The sequence below is a fragment of the uncultured Dysosmobacter sp. genome, assembly GCF_947631165.1.
GTDB lineage: Bacteria > Bacillota > Clostridia > Oscillospirales > Oscillospiraceae > Oscillibacter.
On record NZ_CANRKH010000057.1, the window covers coordinates 1 to 11820 of the forward strand.

16 protein-coding genes are annotated in these 11820 nt (G+C 56.3%); 8 read left to right on the forward strand and 8 right to left on the reverse strand.

The annotated features are described in order from the left end of the window. The 7 genes from Q0Z69_RS15280 to Q0Z69_RS15310 form a co-directional block, all read left to right on the forward strand. A partial coding sequence (locus tag Q0Z69_RS15280; RefSeq protein WP_298035264.1) for a DUF4367 domain-containing protein occupies positions 1 to 563 on the forward strand: 563 nt, incomplete at its 5' end. An 80-nt stretch (positions 564 to 643) separates the two neighbouring features. Next, entirely contained in the window at positions 644 to 1006 is a 363-nt protein-coding gene (locus Q0Z69_RS15285) for a hypothetical protein (RefSeq protein ID WP_298035265.1), read from the forward strand. Between the two features lie 156 nt (positions 1007 to 1162). After that, positions 1163 to 2077 carry a hypothetical protein gene (locus tag Q0Z69_RS15290; protein WP_298035266.1) on the forward strand — a complete coding sequence of 305 codons (915 nt, stop codon included), beginning with the start codon at positions 1163 to 1165 and terminating at the stop codon, positions 2075 to 2077. Positions 2078 to 2086: 9 nt separating this feature from the next. Next, entirely contained in the window at positions 2087 to 2332 is a 246-nt protein-coding gene (locus Q0Z69_RS15295; RefSeq protein ID WP_298035267.1) for a hypothetical protein, read from the forward strand. Between the two features lie 202 nt (positions 2333 to 2534). Further along, positions 2535 to 3170, forward strand: coding sequence for a hypothetical protein (locus Q0Z69_RS15300; protein WP_298035268.1), 636 nt, complete (start codon positions 2535 to 2537; stop codon positions 3168 to 3170). A gap of 26 nt (positions 3171 to 3196) precedes the next feature. Beyond that, entirely contained in the window at positions 3197 to 3451 is a 255-nt protein-coding gene (locus Q0Z69_RS15305) for a hypothetical protein (RefSeq protein WP_298035269.1), read from the forward strand. A gap of 70 nt (positions 3452 to 3521) precedes the next feature. Further along, positions 3522 to 3719, forward strand: a complete 198-nt coding sequence (locus tag Q0Z69_RS15310) for a DUF6199 family natural product biosynthesis protein (protein WP_298035270.1) — start codon at positions 3522 to 3524, stop codon at positions 3717 to 3719. 77 nt (positions 3720 to 3796) lie between these two features. Here Q0Z69_RS15310 and Q0Z69_RS15315 read toward each other — a convergent pair whose 3' ends face one another. Continuing rightward, a complete protein-coding gene (locus Q0Z69_RS15315) occupies positions 3797 to 4888 on the reverse strand; it encodes a CdaR family transcriptional regulator (RefSeq protein ID WP_298035271.1) in 1092 nt (363 codons plus the stop codon). Between the two features lie 159 nt (positions 4889 to 5047). After that, on the reverse strand, positions 5048 to 5770 hold the full coding sequence (locus Q0Z69_RS15320; protein ID WP_298035272.1) for a pseudouridine synthase: 723 nt from the start codon (positions 5768 to 5770) through the stop codon (positions 5048 to 5050). Positions 5771 to 5898: 128 nt separating this feature from the next. On the opposite strand from Q0Z69_RS15320, the gene Q0Z69_RS15325 reads away from it, so the two are divergent. Next, positions 5899 to 6372 (forward strand): DUF4830 domain-containing protein, encoded by a 474-nt coding sequence (locus Q0Z69_RS15325; protein ID WP_298035273.1) that lies wholly within the window; start codon positions 5899 to 5901, stop codon positions 6370 to 6372. A gap of 63 nt (positions 6373 to 6435) precedes the next feature. Here the strand turns inward: Q0Z69_RS15325 and tuf are convergent, their stop codons facing one another. From tuf to Q0Z69_RS15355, 6 genes are all read right to left on the reverse strand, one after another. Further along, entirely contained in the window at positions 6436 to 7638 is a 1203-nt protein-coding gene (tuf, locus tag Q0Z69_RS15330; protein ID WP_298035274.1) for an elongation factor Tu, read from the reverse strand. Positions 7639 to 7847: 209 nt separating this feature from the next. After that, a complete protein-coding gene (gene fusA / locus Q0Z69_RS15335) occupies positions 7848 to 9953 on the reverse strand; it encodes an elongation factor G (RefSeq protein ID WP_298035275.1) in 2106 nt (701 codons plus the stop codon). A gap of 15 nt (positions 9954 to 9968) precedes the next feature. Further along, a complete protein-coding gene (rpsG, locus tag Q0Z69_RS15340) occupies positions 9969 to 10439 on the reverse strand; it encodes a 30S ribosomal protein S7 (protein ID WP_298035276.1) in 471 nt (156 codons plus the stop codon). Positions 10440 to 10580: 141 nt separating this feature from the next. Then, on the reverse strand, positions 10581 to 10997 hold the full coding sequence (rpsL, locus tag Q0Z69_RS15345; RefSeq protein ID WP_235228195.1) for a 30S ribosomal protein S12: 417 nt from the start codon (positions 10995 to 10997) through the stop codon (positions 10581 to 10583). Positions 10998 to 11092: 95 nt separating this feature from the next. Then, the gene (locus Q0Z69_RS15350) at positions 11093 to 11338 is read right to left on the reverse strand and encodes a ribosomal L7Ae/L30e/S12e/Gadd45 family protein (protein ID WP_298035277.1); all 246 of its coding nucleotides are present in this window, start codon (positions 11336 to 11338) and stop codon (positions 11093 to 11095) included. Between the two features lie 236 nt (positions 11339 to 11574). Further along, positions 11575 to 11820 (reverse strand): hypothetical protein (locus Q0Z69_RS15355; RefSeq protein ID WP_298035278.1); only part of this gene is annotated, 246 nt, incomplete at its 5' end.

The window sequence follows — 11820 nt, forward strand, 5'->3', positions numbered from 1 at the left end:
GCCCGGGACGCCATGCTGGCCTCCCTCCCGGAGCCGGAGGACTGCCCGGCGGACTGCTCCCCCCGGCTGCGGCGGCCTGCCTGCTGGCGGCGCTGGTGCTGGGCGGCGGCTGGCTGGGCGCGGACGGCCAGGCCCGGGCCTCCTTCCTCCGGTGGGCCCGGCAGGTCTATGAGACCCAGATCGTGTTCCGCTTCACCGGCGAGGCGGCGGAGGGCGGCGTATACCGGGCCGGCTGGGTCCCGGAGGGCTATACGGTGTGGAAGGTCCTGGATTCCTCGATCGGTTATACCAATCAAAACGGCGATATTTTATCCTTTTCCTACGGCCCTATGCAGGAGGGAGCCGGATTCGCTGTGACCGATACGGATAAAACCATCGTAAAGCAGGTGGATATCGCCGGAATCCCCGGAGAATTGTATCTTTCCACGGACCCGGCGCTTTCCAACGTGCTGATATGGCTGGATGAAGAATGCGGTATGCACTTTGGAATTACCGGTTTTCTGGATGAATCCGACATGCTGCACATGGCGGAGAGCGTTTATTTGGAAGAATCTACAAAATAAAAAAATTTCAAAAAGAAGCGAGACAAATTCACCTCCTTTCGACGTTACCATTGGCAGAACGACGAAAGGAGGTGAATGTTATGAAAAAACGTTTTTGTGCCCTGACCGCAGTTTTCCTCATGCTCCTGTCCATATCCGTCAGCGCCACGGAACCCCGGGCCTCCCGTCCCAAGTATTCGCTGAACTTCAACGGCACCACGGCGACCTGTGACGTTGAAATTTGGGCCGATTCCGACTCGGATATCATCGGCCTGACCGTCCAGCTGTGGGACGGCGACACCTGTCTCAAGACCTGGACGGATACCGGGACCGGCGCTCTGTCCTTCTCCGAGACCCACAGCCGGGGCATCTCAGCGGGCAAATCCTACACCATGACTGTCAGCTATTCCATCGCGGGCAAGATCTATCCCAAGCTTTCCACTTCCGCAATCTGCTGGGGATAATAAATACACATGCCATGATTTTATGATAGAAAGGACAGGTGATTCCAATGGGCTGATCTATGAAGAAATGGAATACATACAACATTTCAAAGTAACCGGGACAATTCATTTATTTCTTCCACATCAAATCTTGTGTCAACTAAGGAGAATTATATAATGAAAAGAATCATGAGTTTATTTTGCGCATGTCTCTTGCTAATTTTGCCGCTTACGCAAAATGCAGCGGCGGCATATCGGCCCTCTTATTCCACTGAACAAAGTTCACTCGAATATCACGATACCTTTGTCATTGATGATGGAAGTATAGATGGATATGTGGTAAAGGTAGATGTAAAAAATGGGATCATTCAAACTCGCCATATAGAAGAAGATGGGACTATTACAATTATGGCGACCGATCTTGCAACAAATATCATGACAACGCAAACTGTTCGTGCTGGTAAAATTATTAGCGAAAAAAGTGAACTAAGCCCAGTATCCCTCAATGCATTCGCAATACAGAACACCTCTGACTATATATGGAACAAAAATTATACAAATATTGGTTCTGTAACATATAAGGCAAATGGTTATACAGGAGAGGAACTGAAATTAAATATTCAAGCGAAAGAACAGGGGAATTTTTCTAATTGCAAAATGCAACTCAATGAATCACAAGGAAAAGCTCTTCAGTTTCTCGTTCAGCAACTTATAGAGTGGGTAATGAACTTAGGTGCTGCTTCGGTACTTGTCGTCGATGTGATTGTTGACTCTCTTATTGCTACAGCAGTGATTGTAGTGGTCAACGGAGTCATTACAGCCATTGCATCTCCGACAATTATGGCTACTGGTATGAATTATGATGTAAAGGCCACAGATCCATTCGGTAACAGGTCCGTTGAAGTTGAAGGTACTTTCATGAAATGTACGGCAGGCTCGCGGTTAAATGAAACGTTTTCATCTGGTTATTATCCGCAATTTCTTAAAAACAAAGATGAGTCTACCGCAAGCGATTTCTTTGTTTTATTCCGTGATATGGGATACAATGGCGTTAAAACTTATAACGCAACAGTAACTGTTCCATATAAGTAAATAAAGCTTATGATGAAGTATTTGGACCTGCTGCTCTTCGACCTGCTTATCTTTTTTGTTGTAGGTATCCCATCGTTTTCCAGATTTGTCTCTACGCTTCAAATCGTGGCGTTTCTTATTGCTCTGTACCTTCTGCGGAAAAAATATCCAAAGCTGACGGCGGAGCAAAAAAGATTTCAAAAATACGCGGTGATCGTCATTGGAGGCATCCGGCTGCTGACCATTCTCCTGACGTACAGAACACTTGCCAAATAAAGGGCGGCGCTATTTTCCTCCCCTGGCCTGTGCCTACACCATGACTGTCAGCTATTCCATCGCGGGCAAGATCTATCCCAAGCTTTCAACTTCCGCAATTTGCTGGGGGTAGAAATGTTCTGACAGCGTATCGTCACTGCAAATCCCACTGTGCTTATCAATCTGAAATTATAATTACACAAAAAAGAAAGCGAGGCAATCTATGAAAAAAAACATCAGTATATTTCTGGCGCTGGTCATGTGCATGCTTTTTTCCGTTCCCGCCCTTGCGGCAAGCTCTGACAGCAATCCCGCTGAATTTGTTCCTTTGACGCGGGAAGAATACATTTCTCATAAGGCGGATCGGCTTGGGATTTCATATGAAAAAGCTGAAGCACTTGTTGATGAAAACATTGAAAACACGCTTGCCATGATACCAATGGCAACAGACGGCTTCACACCAGTAGGCGGTTGGACAGATGAATATGGTGTCAGTACCACCTATGGATACATTGAGTATGAAAAACCGGTTCCAAGAACAGATTCCTACATGACCGTTCTTATGTCCGTATATACCACCATCATTTCTGCCCCTCCGGGCCGATATATTGCAGAAGTGGACACTCCAGAAGTGTTCCCTGGAAGCAGCGGCTATTATACGCTGGATGCCTCTTGCAATGTCTCCGTTCCTTCTAACAAGCAGTCTGTCGTCCTCTCCGCCACCGGGAACGCAGAGATCACATTAAGCCATGCAAAAGATATGGGGCTCAGCGCAGAGATCATCTCTTACGGCCAGTCGATCGGCACGACTGAATATCTGCGATATCCGTTTACTGTAGGCGCTACCTACCGAGTATGATATATCTGTTTTAGGAGATTTTCCAAATGTACTATATCCTGCTGCATATCAAAGTGTTTTTTAACACCTGGCTTCCTCTAGGCGTACTGCCGATGCTGCCCCTGCTGCTGTGCTCCGGTCTTCTGTTCTACCATTTTGAGAAGCTCCGCCGCATTGAAAGGCAGGACTGCTCTGAGCAGGACTGGAAGCGGCAAGCCATTCTGGCGTCCATCCTTGCCGTCTGCACGGTCTTTTCGCTCTTCACGTTCCTGTATTTCTTTCACCGGCATTTCTCGGCGTAAGCCCCCGACGGGACAGGCGAACCGCCCGCCCATCCAACAAATTCTTCCGGCAAAAGGAGATTCCTGCCATGTGGCTTTTATCATTATCCTGGTCCTGATCGTGATCGCCCTTCTTGCCGAGATCTTTTTTCCAAAGGCGCTCTGGAAGCTGTTTGAATCCTGGAAGGCCAAAGAAATGCCGAGCAACGCCTATTTCAGGGTCCGGCAGCTGGCCGCGTTGCTTTTTCTGCTCCTGCTGATCGCCGCGTACCGCTCGATCCCATCGTGAACAGGTATATTACCGTGCCAAACGCAGCAGGTCCCCGGCTGGAACTCCAGCCGGGGGCCTTTTTTCCATATGCTCGCTCAGGAGTCGATGCCCCGGCTGGTCAGGTACTTCTTGACCATCAGGGCCACCTTGAAGGTGATGGCGTCGTCGAACTCCCGCAGGTCCAGGCCCGTCAGCTTCTTGATCTTCTCCAGCCGGTACACCAGGGTGTTGCGGTGGACGAAGAGCTTCCGGGCGGTCTCGGACACGTTCAGGTTGTTCTCGAAGAATTTATGGATGGTGAACAGGGTCTCCTTGTCCAGGGCGTCGATGGGGTTCTTCTTAAAGACCTCCTGGAGGAACATCTCGCACAATGTCGTGGGCAGCTGATAGATCAGGCGGCCGATGCCCAGGTTCTCATAGTTGATAACGTACTTCTCGGTGTCGAACACCTTGCCCACTTCGATGGCGATCTGGGCCTCCTTATAGCTCTTGGCCAGGTCCCGCAGATGGGTCGCGATGGTGCCGATGCCCACCACCACGGTGCTGTCGCCGCCAGCGCGGAGGGCCTCCTCCACAGAGGCGGCGATGCGGTTCAGCTCCTTGATGCCCGCACCGTCGGGCATCTGGCGGATCAGGACCACGTCGCCCTCGCCCACGCTGAGGACGAAGTCGTTCTGCCGGTCGGGGAACATGGCCTGGACCACGTCGGTGGGGACGGACTCCCCCTTCTTCAGGGCGCGGACCACGAATACGCCCCGGGCCACGTCAGCGGTGACCCGCAGCTCCTTGGCCCGCATATAGATGTCGCCCAGCATGATGTTGTCGGAGATGATGTCCTTGATGAAGGACCCCCGGTCGTGCTTTTCCTCGTAATAGGACTTGGCGGCGTTCAGCGCCACAGTGGCCATGGCGCACACGGTCTTGCTGACCTCATTGTCGCCGAAGGCAAAGGCCGCGTAATCGAACTGATTGCCCCAGCCGTTCAGCGCCTTGAAGGTCTTGCTGTCGGAGGTGACCATGCTGCCGGCCGCGCTGTTCACCACCGGCGCATACTCCGCCCAGCGCTGCCCGATCATAGACAGCTCGCTGCAGGCGATCACGATGCCTTCCCCATCAATGACGCCAATGGTGCGGTCCGTATTCTCCTTCAGCTGCAGTACCACATTTTGAAAAATTCTCCCAGACATGGTCGTCCTCCTCACCTGAAATCGCGCCAAAATTCTTTGTGCAATTTGTCAACGACTATATTATATCGACAGTTTTGTCAAAATGCAAGATGTTTTTTCTTTTTTCAACAAAAAAACTGCGGGCTTTTTGTGGAACTTTTGTTTTTTCCCTTGGAGAAATCAGATTTTTCGCAGTCCTTCCACCTCTTTGTCTGTCAAAAACCGGTATTCACCTCTGGATAGCGCCGGATCTAACGGCAAATTGCCCATCCGTATCCGCTCCAGATACAGCACCGGCTTGCCCAGGTGGGCCAGCATCCGCTTCACCTGATGGAATTTTCCCTCCCGCAGGGTCACGTGGGCCTGGCTCTCCTCCTCCCCCGCCGCCAGGATCTCCAGGCCGGCGGGCTGGCAGGCCAGGCCGTCGGCCAGCGTCATCCCGGCGGCAAAGGCCCGGCAATCCGCCTCCGTCAGCCGCCCGGCGACCCGGGCATAGTAGACCTTCTCCACATGGTATTTGGGAGACAGCAGCCGGTGGGCCAGCAGGCCCTCGTTGGTCAGCAGCAGCAGGCCCTCCGTGTCCTTGTCCAGCCGCCCCACAGGGAACAGATCCCGCTTTCGCAGCTCCGGGGGCAGCAGGTCCAGCACAGTGGCCCCCCGGCCATCCTCCGTGGCGGAGAGATATCCTGCCGGCTTGTTCAGCATGAGCCAGGTCCAGCGCCGGTATTCCACCGGCCGGCCGTTGACGGTGATCTCCGCCGATCCCGGGTCCGCCTTTTCCTCGGCGGAACGGGCGGGAACGCCGTCCACCAGGACCCGGCCCTGGCGGATCAGGGCCTTTACCTCCCGCCGGGACCACCGGCCTGTGGAGGCGATGAGCTTATCCAGCCGCTGTTTTTCCATGGCTCCCTCTCCTTTTGTTTTTTTGCGGTGCGCCAGCCGCTCAAAACGCCGCGGGACATCGTGTTTTTTCTATATATCATAACATAATCCCGTCCAAAAATGAATAGTAATCGGCAGGAGGGATGAATATGTTGATTTGGACTGCCCGATTTTCCCGGAAAAAGGCCGCGCTGGCCGTGATCGCCCTGGGCGCCGTGATGGCGGCGCTCATCCTTCTGCTGGGCCGTGGGCCTGGGGAGGAGGAAGCCGCTCTGCCTCAGCTGGCCGACAACGGCCAGCGGGTCGCCTATTTGCAGTCGCTGGGCTGGGAGGTGGAACCGGAGCCGCTGGAGACGCTGCAATTCCTGCTGCCCGATCCCCTGGCGGAGCCGTATCTCACCTACAATACGCTGCAAAAGGACCAGGGCTTCGACCTGTCCGCCTGCTGCGGAAAGCAGGTGTCCCGGTTCACCTATGCCGTGAGCAACTACCCCGGCCGGAGCGAGGGCGTGCAGGTGAACCTGTATGTCTGCGAGGAGAGGCCGGTGGCGGGAGACGTTTTCTGCGCCGGGGCGGACGGCTTCCAGGCGGGGCTGGCCTTTCCCCAGGAGGCAGAAGCATAAGAGCTCTTCCCAGGTCAGGAAAAAGGACCGGCCATCTGGCCGGTCCTTTTTTGTGGTTATAGATCAGTCGCCGACTTCGGTGACAGCGCCGGAACCCACGGTACGGCCACCCTCACGGATAGCGAAACGCAGGCCCTTCTCAATGGCGATGGGGGTGATCAGCTCAACGCTCATCTCAACGTTATCGCCGGGCATGCACATCTCGGTGCCCTCGGGCAGGGTGATGACGCCGGTAACGTCGGTGGTGCGGAAATAGAACTGAGGACGATAGTTGTTGAAGAAGGGGGTGTGACGGCCGCCCTCGTCCTTGGACAGGACGTAGACCTGGCCCTTGAACTTGGTGTGGGGATGGATGGAGCCGGGCTTGGCCAGGACCTGGCCGCGCTCGATGCCAGTACGGTCGATGCCGCGCAGCAGGGCGCCGATGTTGTCGCCGGCCTCAGCGTAGTCCAGCAGCTTGTGGAACATCTCGATGCCGGTAACGACGGTCTTCTTCTTCTCGTCCATCAGGCCGACGATCTCGACTTCCTCGCCCAGCTTCAGCTGGCCGCGCTCCACACGACCGGTAGCGACGGTGCCGCGGCCGGAAATGGTGAACACGTCCTCGACGGGCATCAGGAAGGGCAGGGTGTCATCCCGCGGAGGATCGGGGATATAATCGTCCACAGCGTCCATGAGTTCCTTGATGCAGGCATACTCGGGAGCGTTGGGATCGGTAGACTCGCTCACCAGGGCCTCCAGAGCGGAGCCTTTGATGATGGGGATGTCGTCGCCGGGGAACTCGTACTTGCTCAACAGCTCGCGGACTTCCATCTCCACCAGCTCCAGCAGGTCGGGGTCGTCCATCTGATCGCACTTGTTCAGGAACACCACGATGGCGGGCACGCCCACCTGACGGGCCAGGAGGATATGCTCACGGGTCTGGGCCATGGGGCCGTCGGTAGCGGCGATGACCAGGATGGCGCCATCCATCTGCGCGGCGCCGGTGATCATGTTCTTGATATAGTCGGCATGGCCCGGGCAGTCAACATGCGCGTAGTGGCGCTTGTCGGTCTCATACTCCACGTGGGCGGTGTTAATCGTGATACCACGGGCCTTTTCCTCGGGGGCCTTGTCGATGGAGTCATATGCTTCGAACTGGGCCTTGCCCTGGAAGGCCAGCCACTTGGTGATAGCGGCGGTCAGAGTGGTCTTGCCATGGTCAACGTGACCGATGGTGCCAATGTTAACATGGGGCTTGGTTCTTTCAAATTTCTGCTTAGCCATTTGAAAATCCTCCTATCAATTTACAAAATGAGCTTTCCCGCAATGCAAATGTAATCAGCACTGCTTATTTTACAGTATATCGTCCGGAAAATCAATAAGGAAATATCCGAATTTCGCCAATTTGGCCTTTCCGGACCATCTCGCTCCGCCCGGGCGGCTCGCACCCGGGCCGGAGCGGACCCGCGGGGCACGCCCGCGGGATCATCTCATCAGTTCTGGGGTCTGGCGCGGTCCTCCACGATCTTGTCCCGCAGGCTCTTGGGCAGTTCACTGTAGCTGTGGGGCTCCATGGTGTACTGGCCGCGGCCCTGGGTCGAAGAACGCAGGTCGGTGGCGTAGCCAAACATGTTGGCCAGAGGCACCAACGCGTCCACCTGCTGGGCGCCGGGACGGGCCTCCTGGCCCAGGATCTGACCGCGGCGGGCAGTCAGGTCGCCGATCACGGTGCCCAGATAATCGTCGGGCGCGATGACGCTGACCTTCATGATGGGTTCCAGCAGGACGGGGTCCGCCTTGCGCATGGCCTCCTTGAAGGCCATGGAGCCGGCGATCTTGAACGCCATTTCAGAGGAGTCCACCTCGTGGTAGGAGCCGTCGTACAGCGTGACCTTGACGTCCACCACAGGGAATCCGGCCACCACGCCGGCCTGCAGGGCGCCCTTGATACCGGCGTCGACAGCGGGAATAAACTCCTTGGGGATGGAGCCGCCCACAACGGCGTTGATAAACTCATAGCCCTTGCCGGACTCGTTGGGCTCCACCTTGATCTTGACATGACCGTACTGGCCGGAACCGCCGCTCTGGCGCTTGTACTTGGTCTCCTGATCCACGGCTTTCTTGATGGTCTCTTTATAAGCGACCTGAGGCGCGCCTACATTGGCCTCCACCTTGAACTCCCGCAGCAGGCGGTCCACGATGATCTCCAGGTGCAGCTCGCCCATGCCGGCGATGATGGTCTGGCCCGTCTCCTCGTCGGTGTAGGTCTTGAAGGTGGGGTCCTCCTCCGCCAGCTTGATGAGGCCGATGGTCATCTTCTCCTGACCAGCTTTCGTCTTGGGCTCGATAGCCACGCGGATGACCGGCTCGGGGAACTCCATGGACTCCAGGATAATGGGATGCTTCTCATCGCACAGGGTGTCGCCGGTAGTGGTGTTCTTCAGGCCCACGGCGGCTTCGATATCGCCGGAGAACACCTCCTCGATATCCTCCCGGTGGTTGGCGTGCATCTGCAGGATGCGGCCCATGCGCTCCTTCTGGTTCTTCACGCTGTTCAGCACGGTGGAACCAGTGGTCAGATGACCGGAGTACACGCGGAAAAAGCTCAGACGGCCCACATAGGGGTCGGTCATGATCTTAAAGGCCAGGGCCGCGAAGGGGGCGTTGTCGTCGGAGGGACGCTCCTCCTCCTCGTCGGTCTTGGGATTGACGCCCTTGATGGGGGGGATATCCAGGGGAGAGGGCATATAATCCACGATGGCGTCCAGCATCTTCTGCACGCCCTTGTTCTTGTAGGACGTGCCGCAGACCACGGGCACCATGTCGTTGGCGATGGTGGCCTTGCGGATGGCGGCGCGGATCTTGGCCTGGGGGACTTCCTCGCCGCTCAGGTACATCTCCATGATCTCGTCGTCCACCATGGACACGGCGTCCATCAGCTTCTCGTGGTATTCGTTGGCCAGGTCCATCATGTCCTCGGGGATCGGCTCCACGCGCATATCCTTGCCCAGGTCATCATAGTAGATGTCGGCGTCCATCTCCACCAGGTCGATGATGCCCTTGAAGGTATCCTCGGAACCGATAGGGAGCTGGATGGGCACGGCGTTGCACTTGAGACGCTCGTCCACCATGCGGAGCACATTGTAAAAGTCCGCGCCCATGATGTCCATCTTATTGACGTAGATCATGCGGGGGACATGGTAGTTGTCGGCCTGACGCCACACAGTTTCGGACTGGGGTTCCACACCGCCCTTGGCACACAGCACGGTCACGGAACCATCCAGCACGCGCAGGGAGCGCTGGACCTCAACAGTGAAGTCCACGTGGCCCGGCGTGTCGATGATGTTGATCCGGGTCGGCTTGTACTGGTTCTTGGAACCAGACCAGAAACAAGTGGTGGCGGCGGAGGTGATGGTGATACCACGCTCCTGCTCCTGGGCCATCCAGTCCATGGTGGCGGTGCCATCATGGGTCTCACCGATCTTATAGTTCACGCCGGTGTAGAACAGGATACGTTCGGTCGTCGTGGTCTTGCCTGCATCGATGTGAGCCATAATGCCGATATTTCTGGTATTTTCAAGAGCTGTTTTTCTCGGCATACTGTTTCTCCTAACTTACCAGCGGAAGTGCGCGAAGGCCTTGTTGGCCTCGGCCTGCTTGTGGACTTCCTCACGCTTCTTCACAGCGGCGCCGGTATTATTGGCGGCGTCCATGATCTCGCCGGCCAGGCGCTCAGCCATGGTGCGCTCGCTGCGGGCGCGGGAATACGCGGTCAGCCAGCGCAGAGCCAGAGTCTGACGGCGGGCGGGACGGACCTCCATGGGGACCTGGTAGTTGGCGCCGCCCACACGGCGGGCCTTGACCTCCAGGCTGGGCATGATGTTTTCCATCGCCTGGGTAAACACTTCAACGGGGTCCTTCTCAGTCTTCTCCTTGATCTGGTCGAAGGCCGCGTAGACCACCTTCTGCGCCACACCCTTCTTGCCATCCAGCATGACGCTGTTGACCAGCTTAGTCACCAGGATGGAGCCGTAGATAGGATCGGGCAGAACTTCTCTCTTGGGAACATTACCTCTTCTGGGCACTATGCTTCCCTCCTTCATAATATTTTATGATCTCATAGGTACTCGAAAGGCGTTTCACAGCCCTCCGTGTATGCCTGCCAAAGAGGTAATACAATCATATATATAAACCTTTTCGGCAAAGCTTTCAGTGTTTCGCAGATCTTACTTCTGCTTGGGACGCTTGGCGCCGTACTTGGAACGGCTCTGCATACGGCCCTGGACGCCCTGGGTATCCAGCGTGCCGCGGATGATGTGATAACGGACGCCGGGGAGGTCCTTGACACGGCCGCCGCGGATCATGACTACGGAGTGCTCCTGCAGGGAATGGCCCACGCCGGGGATATAGGCGGTGACCTCGTAGCCGTTGGTCAGACGCACACGGGCGATCTTACGCAGAGCGGAGTTGGGCTTCTTGGGAGTCGCGGTTCTCACGGCGGTGCAGACGCCTCTCTTCTGGGGAGAAGGCAGATCGGTGGTCTTGGTCTTGAGGGTGTTCAGACCGAACTGCAGAGCGGGAGAAGTGGACTTGTAGGTAGCCTGTTCTCTTCCTTTACGGACCAGTTGGTTAAAAGTAGGCATTGAATTTCTCCTTTCTTACATATTTTTGGCAGCCGCCCAAGGGCGGACGCCTCTATTTTTTGCGGAAAGCGGTCAAGCTATTCCGAAAAAACCGATCAGTCCCGCAGGACCGCCACCACGGCGGCGCCCACGGCGATGCGGCAGGCCTGCCCCAGCTGGAGCAGGGTGTAGCCCTTCTCCACCGGGATGCCCGCAGCGGCGCAGCTCTCCGCCACCGGCGCTGTAACGGCGGGGTCAGCGTCGCAGGCCAGATAGACCCGTGCGGCCCGTCCATCCCGGATCGCCTTGCGGGACTGCTTCACGCCGATGACCTTGTTCTGGGAAGCAAGCTCCGAAATCACGGGAAATTCCTCCTGGCCGCATGGCAAAATTCGCGGGACAACCCACGCAGATGAGAATTATAGCATACTTCCCCCCTGCCGTCAAGCATTTTCCCCTGATCGAACTCTCAAAATTTTCATATGTCCCGCAAAACGGCGGTCAAAAAAGAGACGGCCTTTGGGCCGTCTCTTTCGCGGGTCCTATAGCCGGCACAGCTGAAAAGGAGCAACGCTCCTTTTCAGCTGTGTTGACGATATCAAAGCGTTCCGTCCTCGTAAGCTTCCTCTCCGGCGGAGACCGCGGCGGGGATCATCTCCTCGGCCACGGAGTGGTACGCCTGGAGGCCGGTGCCGGCGGGGATCAGCTTGCCGATGATGACGTTCTCCTTCAGCCCCTGGAGCCGGTCCGCCTTGCCCTTGATGGCAGCCTCGGTCAGGACCTTGGTGGTCTCCTGGAAGGAGGCGGCGGACAGGAAGGAATCGGTGGCCAGGGACGCCTTGGT

What these genes read in the sequence shown, in the direction of transcription:
- Q0Z69_RS15295 (WP_298035267.1), top strand. Translation starts at nt 2,087, where the DNA reads ATGATGAAGTATTTGGACCTGCTGCTCTTCGACCTGCTTATCTTTTTT.
- Q0Z69_RS15320 (WP_298035272.1), bottom strand. Translation starts at nt 5,770, where the DNA reads ATGGAAAAACAGCGGCTGGATAAGCTCATCGCCTCCACAGGCCGGTGG.
- tuf (WP_298035274.1), bottom strand. Translation starts at nt 7,638, where the DNA reads ATGGCTAAGCAGAAATTTGAAAGAACCAAGCCCCATGTTAACATTGGC.
- Q0Z69_RS15325 (WP_298035273.1), top strand. Translation starts at nt 5,899, where the DNA reads ATGTTGATTTGGACTGCCCGATTTTCCCGGAAAAAGGCCGCGCTGGCC.
- Q0Z69_RS15305 (WP_298035269.1), top strand. Translation starts at nt 3,197, where the DNA reads ATGTACTATATCCTGCTGCATATCAAAGTGTTTTTTAACACCTGGCTT.
- Q0Z69_RS15285 (WP_298035265.1), top strand. Translation starts at nt 644, where the DNA reads ATGAAAAAACGTTTTTGTGCCCTGACCGCAGTTTTCCTCATGCTCCTG.
- Q0Z69_RS15315 (WP_298035271.1), bottom strand. Translation starts at nt 4,888, where the DNA reads ATGTCTGGGAGAATTTTTCAAAATGTGGTACTGCAGCTGAAGGAGAAT.
- rpsL (WP_235228195.1), bottom strand. Translation starts at nt 10,997, where the DNA reads ATGCCTACTTTTAACCAACTGGTCCGTAAAGGAAGAGAACAGGCTACC.
- Q0Z69_RS15290 (WP_298035266.1), top strand. Translation starts at nt 1,163, where the DNA reads ATGAAAAGAATCATGAGTTTATTTTGCGCATGTCTCTTGCTAATTTTG.
- fusA (WP_298035275.1), bottom strand. Translation starts at nt 9,953, where the DNA reads ATGCCGAGAAAAACAGCTCTTGAAAATACCAGAAATATCGGCATTATG.
- Q0Z69_RS15300 (WP_298035268.1), top strand. Translation starts at nt 2,535, where the DNA reads ATGAAAAAAAACATCAGTATATTTCTGGCGCTGGTCATGTGCATGCTT.